Annotated in this window: 15 protein-coding genes; 8 read left to right on the top strand and 7 right to left on the bottom strand. The window is 62.1% G+C overall.

All coding sequences use genetic code 11. From position 1 onward, the window contains the following. Positions 1 to 127: 127 nt before the first annotated feature. The 5 genes from AC0L26_RS09460 to AC0L26_RS09440 all read left to right on the top strand — a co-directional run bounded on the left by AC0L26_RS09460 (position 128) and on the right by AC0L26_RS09440 (position 5,252). Positions 128 to 922 carry a class I SAM-dependent methyltransferase gene (locus AC0L26_RS09460; RefSeq protein WP_473632296.1) on the top strand — a complete coding sequence of 265 codons (795 nt, stop codon included), beginning with the start codon at positions 128 to 130 and terminating at the stop codon, positions 920 to 922. Positions 923 to 928: 6 nt separating this feature from the next. Further along, positions 929 to 1,645, top strand: coding sequence for a transcriptional regulator BetI (gene betI, locus AC0L26_RS09455; protein ID WP_473632295.1), 717 nt, complete (start codon positions 929 to 931; stop codon positions 1,643 to 1,645). A 27-nt stretch (positions 1,646 to 1,672) separates the two neighbouring features. After that, positions 1,673 to 2,755, top strand: a complete 1,083-nt coding sequence (locus AC0L26_RS09450; protein WP_473632294.1) for an ABC transporter substrate-binding protein — start codon at positions 1,673 to 1,675, stop codon at positions 2,753 to 2,755. A gap of 113 nt (positions 2,756 to 2,868) precedes the next feature. Continuing rightward, the gene (locus tag AC0L26_RS09445) at positions 2,869 to 3,945 is read left to right on the top strand and encodes an extracellular solute-binding protein (protein WP_473632293.1); all 1,077 of its coding nucleotides are present in this window, start codon (positions 2,869 to 2,871) and stop codon (positions 3,943 to 3,945) included. Further along, positions 3,942 to 5,252 carry a flavin monoamine oxidase family protein gene (locus AC0L26_RS09440; protein WP_473632292.1) on the top strand — a complete coding sequence of 437 codons (1,311 nt, stop codon included), beginning with the start codon at positions 3,942 to 3,944 and terminating at the stop codon, positions 5,250 to 5,252. The genes AC0L26_RS09445 and AC0L26_RS09440 overlap by 4 nt, the downstream gene beginning before the upstream one ends. Here AC0L26_RS09440 and AC0L26_RS09435 read toward each other — a convergent pair. The 3 genes from AC0L26_RS09435 to AC0L26_RS09425 are packed head-to-tail and all read right to left on the bottom strand — an operon-like array spanning position 5,216 to position 8,097. Further along, the gene (locus AC0L26_RS09435) at positions 5,216 to 6,289 is read right to left on the bottom strand and encodes an ABC transporter ATP-binding protein (RefSeq protein ID WP_473632700.1); all 1,074 of its coding nucleotides are present in this window, start codon (positions 6,287 to 6,289) and stop codon (positions 5,216 to 5,218) included. The genes AC0L26_RS09440 and AC0L26_RS09435 overlap by 37 nt on opposite strands. A gap of 40 nt (positions 6,290 to 6,329) precedes the next feature. Further along, positions 6,330 to 7,154: an ABC transporter permease gene (locus AC0L26_RS09430; RefSeq protein ID WP_473632291.1), complete on the bottom strand. Its 825-nt coding sequence runs from the start codon at positions 7,152 to 7,154 to the stop codon at positions 6,330 to 6,332. Between the two features lie 25 nt (positions 7,155 to 7,179). Further along, the gene (locus tag AC0L26_RS09425) at positions 7,180 to 8,097 is read right to left on the bottom strand and encodes an ABC transporter permease (RefSeq protein ID WP_352927744.1); all 918 of its coding nucleotides are present in this window, start codon (positions 8,095 to 8,097) and stop codon (positions 7,180 to 7,182) included. A 332-nt stretch (positions 8,098 to 8,429) separates the two neighbouring features. Here AC0L26_RS09425 and AC0L26_RS09420 point away from each other — a divergent pair, with 332 nt between their 5' ends. Beyond that, positions 8,430 to 9,842 (top strand): aminotransferase, encoded by a 1,413-nt coding sequence (locus tag AC0L26_RS09420; RefSeq protein ID WP_473632290.1) that lies wholly within the window; start codon positions 8,430 to 8,432, stop codon positions 9,840 to 9,842. Between the two features lie 175 nt (positions 9,843 to 10,017). Here the strand turns inward: AC0L26_RS09420 and AC0L26_RS09415 are convergent, their stop codons facing one another. Beyond that, the gene (locus tag AC0L26_RS09415) at positions 10,018 to 11,220 is read right to left on the bottom strand and encodes an aromatic ring-hydroxylating oxygenase subunit alpha (protein WP_473632289.1); all 1,203 of its coding nucleotides are present in this window, start codon (positions 11,218 to 11,220) and stop codon (positions 10,018 to 10,020) included. 475 nt (positions 11,221 to 11,695) lie between these two features. Here AC0L26_RS09415 and AC0L26_RS09410 point away from each other — a divergent pair, with 475 nt between their 5' ends. Further along, complete coding sequence (locus AC0L26_RS09410) at positions 11,696 to 12,106, top strand: hypothetical protein (protein ID WP_473632288.1); 411 nt, start codon at positions 11,696 to 11,698, stop codon at positions 12,104 to 12,106. Between the two features lie 85 nt (positions 12,107 to 12,191). Here AC0L26_RS09410 and AC0L26_RS09405 read toward each other — a convergent pair whose 3' ends face one another. Then, complete coding sequence (locus AC0L26_RS09405) at positions 12,192 to 14,279, bottom strand: GAF domain-containing sensor histidine kinase (protein WP_473632287.1); 2,088 nt, start codon at positions 14,277 to 14,279, stop codon at positions 12,192 to 12,194. A gap of 119 nt (positions 14,280 to 14,398) precedes the next feature. Further along, complete coding sequence (locus AC0L26_RS09400; RefSeq protein WP_352928751.1) at positions 14,399 to 15,178, bottom strand: response regulator transcription factor; 780 nt, start codon at positions 15,176 to 15,178, stop codon at positions 14,399 to 14,401. Positions 15,179 to 15,224: 46 nt separating this feature from the next. Between AC0L26_RS09400 and AC0L26_RS09395 the strand changes: the two genes are divergently transcribed. After that, positions 15,225 to 15,911: a response regulator transcription factor gene (locus AC0L26_RS09395; RefSeq protein WP_352927731.1), complete on the top strand. Its 687-nt coding sequence runs from the start codon at positions 15,225 to 15,227 to the stop codon at positions 15,909 to 15,911. A gap of 96 nt (positions 15,912 to 16,007) precedes the next feature. On the opposite strand, the gene AC0L26_RS09390 is transcribed toward AC0L26_RS09395, so the two are convergent. Next, positions 16,008 to 16,175: a hypothetical protein gene (locus tag AC0L26_RS09390; protein ID WP_473632286.1), complete on the bottom strand. Its 168-nt coding sequence runs from the start codon at positions 16,173 to 16,175 to the stop codon at positions 16,008 to 16,010. Positions 16,176 to 16,357 lie beyond the last annotated feature (182 nt).

Here is a 16,357-nt window from a genome sequence, read left to right as displayed (position 1 = left end):
GGAATTTCGCATGACGATGGCCATTCTGTCCAGCCATTCTGAATGAATGTTCAACAAATGATGTTGCGTTTTCGGCGATATGCGCTAGGCTTTGCCGGCATTCGAGAGTGGACTGGGACTAAGTCTGATGATCGAAACGGCGGACGCCGAGCCGGAGTATGACGATACCGCCATCCGCTTCCTCGAGGCGCTGTGGGGCGATGGTTACCTGTCGCCCGGCGGGCCCGATGAGGTCGACCGGATTGTCGAGGGCCTTGCGCTCAAGGGTAGAACGATCCTCGACATTGGCTGCGGCTCCGGCGGCATCACGCTGCATCTGCTCGAGCGCCATGGCGCTGCCCATGTCACCGGCTTCGATGTCGAGCGGCCGGTGATCGAGATGGCCAGGCAACGGGCGGCCGCACGAGGGCTTTCCGATCGCGCCAATTTCGTCCAGACGCCGCCCGGGCCGTTGCCGTTCACGGATGCTTGCTTTGACGTCGTGTTCTCCAAGGATGCGCTGCTGCATGTTTCTGACAAGGACGCCTTGTTTGCCGAGATCTTTCGCGTGCTGAAGCCGGGCGGGGTCTTCGCTGCCTCGAACTGGATGATTTCGCATGACGGCGAGCCGTCGCCGGAGATGAAGGCCTATGTCGCCGCAGAAGGCCTGTCCTTCGCCATGGCGTCGCCGGCCCGCTATGCCGCGGCGATGCGCCGGGCAGGCTTTGCCGATGTCACGGTGCGCGACCGCAATGCCTGGTATCGCGAGGTCGCACGAGAGGAATTGCACCGTCTCAAAGGGCCGCTCTACCCGGAAGCCGCGGCAGCCGTCGGAGCGGCCTATGTCGACAAGAACATACGAACCTGGGAAGCCATGCAGAAGGTTCTTGACAGCGGCGAGCACCGCCCCACTCATCTTCGCGGTCGAAAGCCGGTTGGATAGCCGGCGATGCTGGAGACCATCACGCCCATGAAGACAGCCGAGGCCAAGGAGGCCCTCCTCGAATCAGCGCGCAAACACGAGCCCGAAAAGCGCGGTCGCAAGGCGTCGAAGGAGGTCAGGCAGTTGCAGCTGATCGAGGCGACAATCGATTCGCTGGCCAAGCGCGGCTATTCGGAGACGACGATGGCCGATGTCGCCGATGGCGCCGGCCTGTCGCGCGGCATCGTCAACTTCCACTTCGAAAGCAAGGAGAAGCTGCTCGTCGCCACATTAGCATACATGGCCGACGAATATGCCGCGCACTGGCGCGCTGCCCTCACCAGGGCCGGCAACGATCCTGCCCGCCAGTTGCAGGCCCTGGTTGCTGCCGATTTCGACCGATCGATCTGTAACAAGCGCAAGCTGGCCGCTTGGTGCGCCTTCTGGGGCGAGGCAAAATCGCGTCCAACCTATCAAGCGCTGTGCGGTGCTCGCGACGCGGCCTATCAGAAAGTCTTCATCGACCTTTGCGCGACGCTCAAGCAAAGCGGCGGCTACGCCTTCGAGCCGCAAGTCATGGCGCTGGCACTCAGTGCCATGCTGGAGGGTCTGTGGCTGCGCCTGATGATGGGAACAGAGGACGTCACCCGCGAAACCGCGCTGCAGGCGGCGAATGAGTTCCTGTCAGCGGCATTTCCAAAGCATTATCCGTGGCCAACAGCCGGCGGCGACAAGACCGCCTGAACAATCAAAAAAGAGGATGGAACAGCAATGAAGACAATGACCCGACGCCTCACACTGACATTGGCGCTGAGCGGTGTGCTGGCGGCTTCGGCCGTCGCACTTGCGGTTGCCGCGGACAAGGACCTGATCGTGTTCGACTGGTCCGGCTACGAGGACCCCGGTTTCCACCAGAAATATGTCGAGAAGAACGGTGACTCACCAACCTTCACCTTTTTCGGCGACGAGGACGAGGCGTTCGAAAAAGCCCGTGCAGGCTTCAAGGCCGATCTCGGTCATCCCTGCTCGCAAAGCGTAGTGAAATGGCGCGAGGCGGGACTGCTGCAGCCGCTCGATACGTCGAAAATATCGGGCTGGAACGACCTCAATCCCGGCATCATGGCGATGAAGGATCTCGCCACCACCGCCGACGGCAAAGCCTGGTTCATGCCCTGGGATTGGGGCAACTCGCAGCTGACCTATAATTCCGACAAGATCGATGAGAAGGACGTCCAGTCGCTGAAGGCCTTGGCCGATCCCAAGTTCAAGGGCAGGGTTTCCATCGGCGACAATGTCGACGACGCCTATGCGCTGGCCTCGCTAGCGATCGGTCTCAAAGACTGGACCAAGATGACCGACGACCAGTTTAAGCAGGCGTCGGACTTCCTGCGCGAGGTGCATAAGAATGTTCGTTCCTACTGGACCGATTCCACCGATATCGTTCAGCTGTTGGGCGGCGGTGAGGTCGACCTTGCCTGGGCGTGGAACGACGCGACGGTGCAGTCGGTCGCCGCTGGGGTGCCGATCAAGGCCAAGAAAGATACCGACGAGGGCATTTCAACCTGGGTCTGCGGCTATGTACTGTTCAAGGATGCGCCAGGGAATACCGACAAGGCCTATGATTATCTGAATGCCGTCAACGATCCGGAAGTCGCCAACATCCTGGTCAAGGACTGGGGCTATGGCCAGGCCAACGCCAAGGGCATGGCTGGTGTCGACCAGGCCGTGCTGAAGGAAAAGGGTTACGACGACGTGCAGAAGTTCGTCGACAAGACGCTGTTCCAGGCACCGGTTCCCTCGGAAATCAAGCTCAAGATGATCGCCGAATTCGAGAAGATCAAAGCCGGCTATTGAGCTTGTCTCACCTATTTCGTTTGCCCAACAAACTGGGGGCAGACGGGCTCGCCAAGGTCACTGAAATTCCGTAACGTCGCTGTGCCGCTTCCCGCGATGAGGAGTTTCGCGCCATGGGTTCCATGCTTCGCCGCCTTGCCGTTGCTGCCGCATGCACGATCGGCACAGGCGCTGCCCTCGCCGTTGCGGCGGGCGGGGGGGACCTCGTCGTGTTCGACTGGTCCGGCTACGAGGATCCGCTGCTTCATCCGGCCTATGCCGTCAAAAACGGGACTGAACCGACCTTCGCTTTCTTCGGCGACGAGGACGAGGCCTTCCAGAAAATGCGGGCCGGCTTCAAGGCCGATATTGCGCACCCATGTTCGCAAAGCGTGGTGAAGTGGCGCGAGGCTGGCATGCTGCAGCCGCTCGACACCAGCCGCATCGCCGGCTGGAAAGACCTCAATCCCGGCATCATGGCGATGAAGGATCTCGCCACCACCGCCGACGGCAAGGCCTGGTTCATGCCCTTCGATTGGGGCAACACATCGCTGCTCTATCGCACCGACAATGTGACGGCGGAACAAGCGCAGTCGCTGCGGATCTTCGCCGATCCGGAATTTAGGGGACGCGTTACCATCGGCGACAATGTCGACGACGCCTATGCACTGGCAAGCCTGGTCATCGGGTTGAAGGACTGGACTAAAATGACCGATGCGCAGTTCAAGGAGGCGTCCGATTTCCTGCGTCAGGTGCACAAGAACATCCGCTTCTACTGGACCGACGATACCGACATCAATCAGGCCTTCTCCGGCAACGAGGTCGATCTGGCCTGGGGCTGGAACGAGACCTTTGTCACGCTTAAGGGCCAGGGCGTGCCGATTGCCATGAACCGCGGCACCAGGGAAGGCCTGTCGACCTGGGTGTGCGGCTATGTGCTGATGAAGGATGCGCCGGGCAATCTCGATCAGGCCTATGATTTCCTGAACGCGGTCAACGCGCCTGACGTGTCAGGCTACATGGTCACGACATTCGGTTACGGCCATGGCAATGCCGCCGGCATGGCGGCGATCGAGCCTAAGCTGCTGGCTGAACGTGGTTTTGACGATCTCGACAAATTCCTCGACAAGACCTTGTTCCAGCAGCCGGTGGCGCCGGAGCTCAAGCAGCGGATGATCGAAGAGTTCGAGAAGATCAAGGCCGGTTATTGAAGACGGAAATCGAAAGAACCGATGTCGTCATCGTTGGCGCGGGGTTCACTGGCCTGTCGGCCGCGCATGAGCTGAAGAAAGCCGGTATCGATTTCCTGTTGCTCGAAGCGCGCGATCGTGTCGGCGGGCGCGTGGAGTCCAGGCAGAATGGACTCGGCGAGCGGATCGACAGCGGCGCCCAATTCCTGTGCCAGGACATGCCGGAGCTGATGGCGCTGCTGCAGGCGCGCGGCAAGACGCTGGTCGAGACCTATGTCGAGGGGCATTTCATCACCCGGCCGCGGATGGGCGCGCGGCAGGCCGAGCGAACCTACGTTGCATCAACGGCTATCCGCGATCGCATGAATGCGATCGCGCCGGACGATCAAACGATTGCCGGATTGACCGTCGCCGCTTGGCTCGATCGCCAGCATGACACCAACGAAGCCAAGGCCGCCTTCCGCTCGATGATCGAGGGCTTGTGGTGCCAGGCGCTCGAAAAGCTGCCGCTGTGGCATCTGATCGACAATGACAGTCGCATCACCAACGAGGTTTCGGAGCTGCAATATTTTGTGCGTGAAACCATGCAGTCTCTGGCGGACGATCTGGCCGGTGACCTCGGTAATCGTGTGTGGCTGGACACGCCGGTCGGAACCATCGAGCACGGGCCGGAAGGGGTTCGCCTGGTTTCGGCGACCGGCTCGGTGGAAGCACGGGTGGCCCTTGTTGCCGTGCCGCCGATGATGGCCTCTAAGCTGGATTTCGTGCCGCCGTTGCCGGCTGCCCTGAAACGGGCGCTTGACGTCTGGCAAAGCGGCGCGGTGATCAAGGTGCTGGTGCGCTATCCCAGTGCCTTCTGGCGTGCAAGAGGCTTGAGCGGCGTGGTGATGTGGCGCGATCCATCGGGTCTCTTTGCCTGCGACGCCAGCAAGGACGAAGACCATGCCGCGCTGGTCGTTTTCGTTGGCGGGCCGCTGGCCCTGCGCTGGCGTGAGCTCGGCGACGCATCATTGCGCGCCGAGGTGATGACGAGGCTCGAAGATGCGCTCGGCACGGAGGCCGCCGACATGCTCGATTTCAGCTATCGCGACTGGACGCATGATCGCTGGAGCGGCGGCGGCTACAGTGATCTCATCGTCGATGCGACGGCGACCGACGCCGAACGCATCATCCTGGCCGGCGCGCCGCCGCTGCACTTCGCCGCGTCCGAACTGTCGCCGTCATTCCCGGGTTACATTGAGGGCGCTGTTGTGGCCGGGCGCATCGCTGCACGAAAGATCATCTCGGGCCTTCAGTCTGCCATCGCCACCAGCGCCTCGGGATCGTAGGCGAGACGGATCGAGGTGCCGACCGGTATGTCGTCGGCGCCGAAATCGTTGGTTTCGGTCACCGAAAGCGGCTTTTCCAACCCCGGTATCTCGACGATCAGATGGGTGATCTCGCCAAAGTAATGGCGCTCCACCACCTTGCCGGCCACCTCGAATTTCGCCGTGGCATTGTCCCACAGCACGCGCAGACGCTCCGGTCGGATGCCGAGCGTTGCAGCCCCGCCATTGCGGACGAAAGCCCTGGGCTTGTCGGTCTTGACGCGGCCGAAGCCCAGCGTGTCGAGGACCAGCGAAGCGCTGTCCTCCTCAACGATTTCGGCCTTGACGAAGTTCATGCCGCCGAGGAAATCGGCAACCTGGCGATTGACCGGACGCTGGTAGATCTCCTTGGGCGAAGCGACCTGCGCGATCCTGCCGCCGAACATCACGGCGATGCGGTCCGACATCGCCAGCGCCTCATACTGGTCGTGCGTGACCAGTACGAAGGTGATGCCGACCGCCTGCTGCAAGCGACGCAGTTCGACTTGCATCTGCTCGCGCAGCTTCTTGTCCAGCGCCGACAGCGGCTCGTCGAGCAGAAGCACTTTGGGCCGCATCACCAGCGCACGGGCCAGCGCGACGCGCTGGCGCTGGCCGCCGGACAGCTCGGTGGCGAGGCGCTTGCCGAGGCCGGTCAGCGACACCTGGGCCAGCGCCTCTTCGACGCGGCGCTTTTCTTCCGAGCGTTCGAGCCTCAACCGCTTCAGCCCATAGGCGACGTTCTGCTCGACATTGAGATGCGGGAAAATCGCATAACTCTGGAACACCATGTTGGTTGGCCGGCGATTGGCCGGGATACCCTCCATCGACTGATCGTCGACCGAGATCAAACCGCTGGTCGGATTGTCGAAGCCGGCGATCATGCGCAACAGCGTAGTCTTGCCGCAGCCGGACGGACCGAGCAGCGAGAAGAATTCGCCCTCCTTGATGGTCAGCGAGGCGTCGTCCAGCGCCTTGAACGAACCATAGCTTCGGGTGACGTTGCGAATCTCGATCATTGGTCGTTCGGTCTGGTGGGGTCGTTCGGTTTGGAGCCGCTCAGCCATAGAGGCCTCCCTCGTTCTGGGTGCGTTTGGCCGCGCGGCGGCGCAGGATCTCGGCAACGGTCATCAGCAGAAAGGAGGCAGCCAGCAGGAGCGTGCCCAGGGCCAGCACGCCAGGCAGTTTCGAGGCGAAGCGCAACTGGCCCCAGATGTAGATCGGCAGCGTCGCCTCGGTGCCGGTCAGGAAGAAGGCGATGATGAACTCGTCGAGTGAAATGGTGAAGCAGACGAGCAGGCTCGAAATGATGGCCGGCGCCACCATCGGCAGCGTCACCCGCCGAAAGGTGCCGAAGGCGCTCTCGCCGAGATCGGCGGAGGCCTCCTCCAGGCTGCGGTCGAAGCCTTCGAAGCCGGCGGTCAGCACGGTCATCGAATAGGGAACGCAGATCAGGACATGGCCGAGCACGATGGTGAGCAGCGACAGGCTCAAACCCAGTTGCAGTATCACCAGGAGCATGGAGATGGCGATGATGATTTCGGGCAGCACCAGCGGCGCCATAATCAGGCCGTTGATGGCGCGGCGACCGGGATAGCGGTAGCGGGTGATCGAGCGGGCGGCGAGAATGCCGAGCACGGTAGAGAGAATGGAAGCCGAAACGCCGACGACCAGGCTGTTCCAGGCGGCGTCAAGCAGCGCCGGGGTGCGCGGCAGATCCTCATACCATTTGAGCGTGAAGCCGGAGAGCGGGAATTTCGGCGTCGCGGCGGTGTTGACCGAGAAAATCGGCAGGAAAATGACCGGCAGATAGAGGAACACGACATAGAGAAACGCATAGGCCGACAGCCATCTGCTGGCCAGGAAGCGCCGCATCGTCGTCATCGCGCCAGCCTCATCGTGCCAGCCCTCATCGTGCCATCCTCTGGGCGGCGCGGATAATCAGCACGGTGGCGCCGGCCATCAGCGTCACGATCAGCATTGTGGTGACCGAGAGTGCCGCGCCAAGCGGCCAGTTGGAGGCCTTGCCGAATTGCGCCTGGATGGCGTTGGCAATCATGACGCCATCCTTGCCGCCGACGAGCTTCGGGGTGACATAGTCGCCGACGGTCGGGATCATGACGATCAGCGCCGCCGAGATGATGCCGGGCGCCGACAGCGGCAGTGTCACGCGCAGAAAGGAACGGATGGGACCGTCACCGAGGTCCTTGGCCGCCTCGACCAGCGTGCGGTCGATCTTTTCCAGCGAGACGAAGATCGGCAGAATGGCGAAGGCCGCCCAAGCGTGGGTCAAGGTGATGATGACGGCACTCGAATTGTAAAGAAGCGCGGTCGACGGCTCGTCGATGATGCCAAGGCCGAGCAAGCCGGAATTGAGCACGCCATTGTAGCCGAGGATAACCTTCCACGACATCACCCGCAGCAGGTAGCTGGTCCAGAACGGGATGGTGATGAGGAACAGCCACAGGCTCTTGTGGCGGCCGCCATGGAACGAAATGAAGTAGGCAATCGGGTAGGCGAGGACGACTGTGAAGAAGCTCACCATCAGCGAAATGTAGAGCGAGCGCCAGAGCAGGTCGCGATAGATCGGCTCGGTCAGCGCGATGCGGTAGTTTTCCAGGGTGAAGGTACGATCGATGGTGAGGTAGTTCTGGGTCCAGAAAGAGTGCGCGACGACCACCAGGATAGGCAGGACCAGAAGTATGAGCGCGTAGAGAAAGGTCGGGCTGATCAGGGCAAAGCCCTGGACGGGTTCGGACTGCAGAAGGGCATTTCGCCTGGCCCGCGTCATGCCAAACGCGGGCGACCCTTCCGCGGCCGCCGTCATTGCAAGCCCTCGGGCAGGGCTCCAGGCGCGTTTTCGGTTTCTGGCCCGGACTGTCCTGCCATTCGCCATCCCATTGGTTCCGGCGGCTTGTTCCCAATTATATGCCTGGAGCGCGATCGATAAGCAAAACCGGTGACCATTTTGCTGATCGCGCTCCGAGCTTGCCGGCTTTCTTTCATCATGCGCGCATCCGCCGATTGAAATCAAGCGCTATTTCTGCAATATTGATTGAACGGATATTCAAAATGTGGCGAAGAAGACCGGTTTTTCCGGTGCTTGGTGCCGGGCTTCGTGTCCGATGGTATTTGCGACGAAACAATGCGAGGCGACGGATGGCGGCTGCAAGAGATTTGAGGGCGACTGAAACGGCTGGGCCCGCCGATGCCGTCGAGCTGGCCAAGCGCCACCTCGTCCAGCCTTGGCCGTTCGCCGGTTCGGTCGGCGCAGAGGCGCGCGCCCTGATCGGTGAAGGCGACGGCATCTACATCACCGACAGCACCGGCAAAAAGCTGATCGATGGGCCGGCCGGCATGTGGTGCATCAATATCGGCCACCGCCGCGAGGAGCTCGCGAAGGTGATGTACGACCAGGCGATGGCGCTGTCCTACAACACGCCGTGGTACACGATGAACGCGCCGTCTGCCGAACTCGCCATGCGCATCGCCGGCCATGCGCCCGGCGACCTCAGCCATGTCTTCTTCACCACCGGCGGCTCTTCGGCCGTGGAGACGGCGCTGCGCTTCATGCAGTTCTATAACAATGTCCGCGGCCGTCCGGAAAAGAAGCTGATCCTGAGCCGGGGCGGCGCCTATCATGGCTCGACCTATCTCTCGGCTTCGCTCAACGGGCGTCCGCGCGATCGCGACTGGATGGACGGCGCCGACGATCTGGTCGTTAAGCTGTCGTCGCCCGATCCGTTCCGCCGCCCGCGCGGCATGAGCATTTCAGCCTTCACCGATGTCCTGGTCGACGAATTCCGCGATACTGTCGCCCGTGTCGGAGCCGACAGGATCGGCGCTTTCGTCGGCGAGCCGGTGCAGGCGTCGGGTGGCGTCGTCGTGCCTCCAGACGGCTATCTCAAGCGCATCCGCGAGATCTGCCGCGACAACGACATTCTCTATGTTTCCGATGAGGTGGTGACCGCCTTCGGCCGGCTTGGCCATGTCTTTGCTTCCGGCGATATGTTCGGCATCGACCCTGATATGATCACCTTTGCCAAGGGCGTCACGTCAGGCTATTTCCCGCTTGGCGGCGTCGTCATCTCTGAACGGCTTCTCGAGGAGCTGCGCCGCTCAAACCATCCGGACGCCATGTTCGGCCATGGGTTGACCTACACCAGCCATCCGGTCGGCTGCGCGGTGGCGCTGAAGAACCTCGATATCCTGGAAGAAAGCGTGCTGACGCACGCGCGTGAGGTTGCGCCCTATTTCCAGGCGCAGCTGAAGACGCTGGAAGAGCTGCCGCTGGTCGGCGAAGTGCGCGGCCTCGGGCTGATGGCTTGCGTCGAGTGCGTCGCCGATCGCGAAAGCAAGGATCCGCTGCAGCTCGACAAGGATGTCGGCAAGCGCATCGACGCGCATTGCCATGAACTTGGCCTGCTGGTCCGGCCGCTGATCAACATGTGCGTGATGTCGCCGCCGCTGATCATTACGCGAGAGCAGATCGATGACATGGTGTCGATCCTGCGCGAAGGCATTTCGCGCACGATGGACGATTTGCGAAGAGAAGGGGTGTGGCAGGGGTGAGAGCCGATCTCCCCCCCTTGGGGGGGAGATGTCGCCAAAGGCGACAGAGGGGGTCGGTCCGCCGGGCGAGACTACTGCGGTAGATCGAGGTTGGCGTTCTATGTGAAGCGACCCCCTCTGGCCTGCCGGCCATCTCCCCCTCAAGAGGGGAGATCGGCAGCTTCGGCGCCTCGCCTTATACTTGCGACCTCAATGCGTCGTTGAGCGCCCACATGTCCTTTTCCTCCGGCGCCGTTTCTAGCCCGAGCACCGGGATTTGCTTGCGCAGATGATCGTGGTGGGTGCGCACGCCATATTCGAGGTCGGAGAGATAAAAGCCGCCGAACGCTTCCGACAGCATGGATTCGTTCGACCAGACGGAAAGCTGCACGTCCTCGTTCATGGTGTCGCGATCGATGCGGTAGGCGAGATAACGCGCCGCTGCCTGCTCCCTGGTCTCGTCGGGATAGCGGTAGATGGCGCCGCGCAGCAGCGTCTCGCCCGTCGACAGGGGGAATTCCTGGTAGAACTGCACGGATTCCGGCATGATCGACAGCGCGTTGTTGGGGAAGATGCCGTAGTAGATCCAGGCCTTGCGCAGGTGTTCTGGCAGATGCGTCGCCTCTGGCGCGATCTTGAGGTATTGCGCGACGCTCCAGCGCCGTCCGGCATGCGGATTGTAGGTGGCGAAGGAGCGTGACACGCCGTTGATGAACGGCTCGTCGAAATAAGTCGCGCCGTAAAGATCCTGCAATGCGGGATGCGCCATGGCGACATGGTAGCCCTCATTGTCGACATCGCGCACCGACTTCCAGTTGACCGGGCTCTTCTGAGTCCAGATACCCCAGGACGGCACCATCTCGGCGACACCGTAATGGGCGCTCTCGGCCTCAATCGGCTTCAGCATCTCGGCCACCGGCGGCTGCGGGCCACCCTTGCGAAAGCGGATGAAGATGAGGCCCATCCAGATCTCGAGATCGAGCGGCATCAGGCCGAATTCGGTCTTGTCGAGATCCGGGAAAGAGCGCGGACGGGCAGCGCCCCGCAGCGTGCCATCGAGATTATAGACCCAGCCATGGAAAGGGCAGACCAGAGCATTCTTGCAGGTGCCCTGGCTGTCGGCGACGACGCGGCTGCCGCGATGGCGGCACATATTGTTGAAGGCGCGCACCACGCCGTCCTTGCCGCGCACGATCAGCGCCCGCTCGCCGACCACGTCCATGGTCAAATAGTCGCCGGCATTCGGCACGTCCGAGATATGGCCGGCGATCTGCCAGTGATTGCGGAAGACGTACTCTTTCTCGAGTTCGAGAAGGGCGTTGGAATGATAACTCCAGCCCGGCAGGCCCCGCCGGTCCCAATTGTTGGGGATCGCCACGTCACGGAGGTGCGGGTTCATAAAATGGCTCTTCTTTTGTTGAATGCTCATTCAATAAAACCATATTTTTCATTGAAATGCAATGGGTTGAGTGATTAGGTGATTTTCCTATTTCAGCTCCTTCGGCTTTCCAGGTCGAGATCGAAACGCTCAAGGCTGTGGAAATCCCCAAGAAATCCGGGTGTTAGCCAAGGTTCGAATAGTCGTCCCCATCTCGGCTTGAGCCATGAAAGCGGTGTGGAAAAACAGAGCTCCAGATGGTGGAAAGGCAGCCCAGGGTTTGCCCGGTCCGATGCTCAAAGGGGCGCGCTCCCGGTTACAATCAGCAAGACTTAAAGCGTCACCGCTCTGCGGTTTGTGACCGGTTTTTCCGAGACGTGTCCGAAACATCGGTTTCGTGCCCGTTACAATGCCGAATACGCATCATCGTTGGCCTGTTACAGAGCGCGACTAGGGTCGTTTCATCAGAAAAAGAAAATCAACGAAGGGAACGGCGATGTATACGAAAATCCAGCCTGCCTACCGTGATCTCCGTCTGCAAGCTCCGGAGCGCAACGACCGGCGGCCGAGACTGGCGCTGCGCCAGCGCGCCAACGACCATCCGATGGCGCTGTTCGTGGTACTGGCCGCCGCCGCATTTGCCGGCATGGCGTTCGCGCCGACGGTTGGCCCAGCCTTCGCGTCGCTGAACCCGCCGGCAAATATCGTCGACGGTGCGCCGACCACGACAAAGACCTCGCGCCTGCCGATGCCGGAGATCGATTTTGTCTGCAAGGGGCAGGCCTGGGGCGCCGAGAGTGCGGACTGCCTGCGCGTCATCGCCGAGCAGTCCGGCATCCACAAGGCTCGCGCGGTCCGCGTGATCGCCAATGCCGCGCCAGCCACCGGTACGCCGAACGTTTTTTGAGGCCCCGAGCGACCTCCAGCGCTCCAGGCAAGCTCCCGCCGCATCGCCGGTCGGGAGCTTTCTTTTAAGGTTCTACAATCCGACCTTAGCTGCCCAAGGCGACCTGCTCGGCAATGGCAGACAGCACGCCGCGCACGTCCAGCGTGCTGAACGGCTTTTCCAATATCTGCGGCCGCTGCGGCGCAGGCAACGCCTCGATTTCGGCTTTCGCACCGATCAGATCGCCGGTGACCAGCACGAAGCGCCGTGCCAGATCAGGCATTTCGGCGAGCAGTTCGCGATAGATCGATATGCCGCTGATGCCGGGCATGCGCAGATCGGAAAAGACGATGTCCGGCGGCATATGGCCGGTCAAGGTCGCGGCGGCCGATGCCCAGGCCGGCACGATCCGCGATTTGATGCCCATCAACTCCAAAATGTCGGACAATGAGGCGGCGACATCCGGCTCATCGTCGATGATCAAAGCATGGCGCAATCCGCTCGATCGCGCCGGGCCTTCGCCGGCAGTCGCGACGCCGGCGGAGATCGCCGGCAGCTGGACGACGAAACGCGCGCCTCTCGGCAGAACTTCCTCGAACCAGACATTGCCATTGTGCCGTTCGATGATCGATTTGGAGATCGACAGGCCAATACCGGTGCCGACGCCGACCGGTTTGGTGGTGAAATAGGATTCGAAAATGCGGGAGCGTATCGCTTCCGGCACGCCCAGCCCGTTGTCCTCGACCGAGAAACAGGGATTGCCGCGGTCGCTGCGAAACGTGCGGACCTTGATCAGCCGGTCGCCGGCAATGCCGGCCAAAGCATGCTGGCTGTTGATGAGGAAGTTGGCGACCACTTGCGTCACATGGTCGGCGTCGGCCATGGCCAGCAGCGGGCCGCTGGCGAAATCGGTATCGATGATGATGCCGCTCGACCTGGCGCCGTAGGCGGTTACTTCGAGCGCCGCGCGAACGACCTGGTTAAGGTCGGTCTCGGCCTGCGACGCGGGATGCAGGCGAACCATCGACAGGAAGCTCTTGACGATGCGGCCGCAACGTTCGGCGGCGGCGCGCACCTTCTCGGCCCGCACCTTGGTCTGTGGGTCTGAGGCGAATTCGTGCAGCAGCGTCGATTGGGCGACGACCACGGCAAGCGGGTTATTGAGTTCGTGTGAGACGCCGGCCAGCAGCGAACCCATCGCCGCCATCTTCTCGTTCTGGTGCAGTTTTTCACGCTGCCGGCCGATTTCCTCCTCGGCACGCAATTTGTCGCGCAGATCGCGGATCGAGCCGAAGATCAGACGCCGGTCGGCAACCCGCATCTCGGTCGCCGTCAGCTCGATCGGAAAGACCTCGCCGGCCGCATTCTGGGTGACGGTCTCGATCCGCTGGCCGACCATCGGCGCGCCGCGGCCCGACATGTATTCGGCGCCCGACACATAGCCCTTGCGATAATATTCCGGAACGACGGTGTCGAGCAGGTCCTTGCCGAGGATGTCGCTGCGCTGGTAGCCGAACATCTTTTCAGCGGCGGGATTGAATTCGATGATCGAACCGGTCTCGTCGATGACGATGATGGCGTCGAGCGAAGCCTGCAGCATGGTGCGGCGGATGACTTCGCTGGCATGGGCATCGGAAAGCGATCGTTCGATGGCGTCGCCGATGGCCAGTGCCACGATATGCAGCGTCGCCTCTTCCTCGTCGGTCCATTCGCGCTCGTTCACGCAATCGTTGACAGCCAGCGTGCCCCACAGATGGCCATGCGCAAAGACCGACACCGACAGGAACGACTTGATGTGCTGCTTTTCGAAATCGGCTCTCAGAAAGCCTTCGAGGTTGCGCGTGTGTCCGGCGAAGATCTTGCCTTGCCGCTCGTCCTCGGCCAGCCGCTCCAGCAGTGGGTCCGAATTGACCACCGACTGCACGATCACGGTCGGCGATGCCAGTTCGCCGCCAAATCGGGGGTTGATCCAGTAGGCCGCGACCGACTGGGCAAAACCCTGGCCGGGCAGCTCGCGCAGACGAAAAAGGATGCCGCGCTGGCAATCCATGGGCCCGCAGAGCGTTTCAAGAATGTTCTCGATCTCGCGCTGCCAGTCGCCAGCTTCGCGAAGCCGGCGAACGATATGGACAGCAGCCATCGCCGCGCCCTGCTTGACGCCTTGCATATCGGTGCGTGTTGCCTCAACCGTCATGGTCAATCGTCATTCAGAATCATGCCTGCCCAGAGTCACGTCAGGCCAGAGTCATACAGCCCAGAGTCACGTCAGGCCGGAGTGACGCCAGGCCAGAGTGGTGCCAGCGGTGGCGCCGCTCAGTTGCTTTCGCCGGTCGGCAGCGAGAAGATATAGCCTTCGCCGCGGACCGTGCGAAGGAATTTCGGATTGGCCGGGTCCGCCTCGATCTTTTTCCTCAGCCGCATGATGCGGATGTCTACCGCGCGCGACGATTCAGTGTCTTCCAAGAAGCCGATCGCCTCGGAGATCGCCGCACGCGTCAACAATCGGTTGGCGCGTGTCAGGAAGACCTCCAGCACGTCGAACTCGCTCTTGGCCATGTCGATGACCGTCCCATTGGCGCCGGTGACAAACCTGCCGTCGAGATCGGCATGGAAGGAGCCAAAGCTCATGAAACGGCGGTTGGCAGTTGCTTCGGCCTTGGCGCCCTGCGGCTCGGTCGGCTGCGGAACGCGGCGCAGCACGCTGCGCACCCTCGCCAGCACCTCGCGCAACTCGTAAGGCTTGACGATATAGTCGTCGGCGCCGAGTTCCAGCCCAACGATGCGGTCGAGCGCAGTGCCGGCGGCGGTGGCATAGATGATGCCGATCGGCATTTTCGAGCGCAGCCAGCGGCCAAGCGACAGGCCGTCCTCGCCCGGCATCGCGATGTCGAGAATGGCCAAATGGAACGACTGCGTCTCCAGCAAGGTTCGCGCGGCGCTGGCACTCTCGGCCGTGGCGACATCGTAGCCGCTGGCGCCGAGATACTCGGCGACCGCGTCTCTCAGATCGGGCTCGTCCTCGACGATGACAATTCGTGCCCGCACTATGCTCTCGCTCCCGCTTTCAGCGGAAAGTAGATTGGGTATAAACATCATGTCCAGCGCTCATCTTGGGTTGCCGGTTGCAGGGTCGCAAAAAATGGCTGCACGATCGATCATCGCGCTTGTTTCCGTCGCCGAAGTGGTCGCGACCGATCTCGCCGACCATCTCAAGCGGCGCGGTCACGACGTGCGGGCGGTGCGGCAGCCGTGGGAGGCCGAATCCTTGCTTTCCGGAAAGGACATCGATGTCGTCGTCGTCGGCGACAGCCTCAGCCAAGCGGAAGGGCGTGATCTGCTCAGACGCCATGGCGGCGAGGGCGGTCCGGATTTCATCCTGATCTGCCGGCCGGCCGATCTCGTCGACAAAGTCCTGGCGCTCGAACTTGGTGCTGCCGACGTTGTCGAAAGCCCACTCAACGTCAGGGAACTCGCAGCCCGTATCGGCGGCTTGCTGGCGCGGCGCGGCAGGAATGCCGGGGAACTGGTGGTGCTGGAGAACGCGACGGTCGACCTCCGGTCGGCCATGGTCATGCATCGCTCCGGCACCGAAGAACAATTGTCGCCGGGTCAGGTGGCGCTGCTCAGGCTGTTCCTGGCCAGCCCGCGCAAGGTCTTGACGCGCGACGACATCATCGCCGCCGCGCCCGCCGAGAATGCTGATGCCTTCGATCGCTCGATCGATTCGCGCATCGTGCGGCTGCGCCGCAAGCTCGACACCGAAACCATCACTACCATACGTGGTGCGGGCTACCGGTTCGATCCGCCGACGCAGTTCGCCGACTAACGGCTGGGCTGTCTCACTAAGGCTGCTGCAGCCCTTCAATTCTGCGCATGATTCCCAGCGAAAATCGTCTCCGATTTCGGGATCATGCGCTTCCATTCAGCGCACCACGAGGAGCGGCGGACCTGACGGTATCTCGTTGGCCGTACCGAGTTCACTGGCATGGGCCCGATCTTTCAGGAGCACGGTGGCGAGGCCGGCAAAGCCGAGCAGGCCCTGCGCGTAAAGCAGTGCGGAAAGCACCGTAGCAGCAAATTTCGTGTTCATCTCTTCGTTCCCAAATTCGGTTTCAGGCTCACTTCAGGGAAACCCCCGAAGCGCCCCCCCCCCCCCCCGCGCCCCCCCCCGCCGGGGGGGGGGGCGGGGGGGGAGGGGGGGGGGGTGGGGGGGGGGCCCCGCAAATGGTGAGCCCCAAAACCCCCCCCCCCCCGGGCGGGGCCCGGGGTATT

The sequence above is a fragment of the Mesorhizobium sp. WSM4823 genome, assembly GCF_055811195.1.
The sequence above is the reverse complement of the archived record's forward strand: the minus strand, read 5'-3'. Positions and strand labels throughout refer to the sequence as shown.

Excerpts from the sequence above, each read along its gene's own strand:
- AC0L26_RS09425 (WP_352927744.1), bottom strand. The coding sequence starts at position 8,097 with ATGACGGCGGCCGCGGAAGGGTCGCCCGCGTTTGGCATGACGCGGGCC.
- AC0L26_RS09405 (WP_473632287.1), bottom strand. The coding sequence starts at position 14,279 with ATGACGGTTGAGGCAACACGCACCGATATGCAAGGCGTCAAGCAGGGC.
- AC0L26_RS09460 (WP_473632296.1), top strand. The coding sequence starts at position 128 with ATGATCGAAACGGCGGACGCCGAGCCGGAGTATGACGATACCGCCATC.
- AC0L26_RS09445 (WP_473632293.1), top strand. The coding sequence starts at position 2,869 with ATGGGTTCCATGCTTCGCCGCCTTGCCGTTGCTGCCGCATGCACGATC.
- AC0L26_RS09420 (WP_473632290.1), top strand. The coding sequence starts at position 8,430 with ATGGCGGCTGCAAGAGATTTGAGGGCGACTGAAACGGCTGGGCCCGCC.
- AC0L26_RS09400 (WP_352928751.1), bottom strand. The coding sequence starts at position 15,178 with ATGTTTATACCCAATCTACTTTCCGCTGAAAGCGGGAGCGAGAGCATA.
- AC0L26_RS09410 (WP_473632288.1), top strand. The coding sequence starts at position 11,696 with ATGTATACGAAAATCCAGCCTGCCTACCGTGATCTCCGTCTGCAAGCT.
- AC0L26_RS09395 (WP_352927731.1), top strand. The coding sequence starts at position 15,225 with ATGGCTGCACGATCGATCATCGCGCTTGTTTCCGTCGCCGAAGTGGTC.
- AC0L26_RS09435 (WP_473632700.1), bottom strand. The coding sequence starts at position 6,289 with ATGATCGAGATTCGCAACGTCACCCGAAGCTATGGTTCGTTCAAGGCG.
- AC0L26_RS09415 (WP_473632289.1), bottom strand. The coding sequence starts at position 11,220 with ATGAACCCGCACCTCCGTGACGTGGCGATCCCCAACAATTGGGACCGG.
- AC0L26_RS09390 (WP_473632286.1), bottom strand. The coding sequence starts at position 16,175 with ATGAACACGAAATTTGCTGCTACGGTGCTTTCCGCACTGCTTTACGCG.
- AC0L26_RS09430 (WP_473632291.1), bottom strand. The coding sequence starts at position 7,154 with ATGACGACGATGCGGCGCTTCCTGGCCAGCAGATGGCTGTCGGCCTAT.
- betI (WP_473632295.1), top strand. The coding sequence starts at position 929 with ATGCTGGAGACCATCACGCCCATGAAGACAGCCGAGGCCAAGGAGGCC.
- AC0L26_RS09450 (WP_473632294.1), top strand. The coding sequence starts at position 1,673 with ATGAAGACAATGACCCGACGCCTCACACTGACATTGGCGCTGAGCGGT.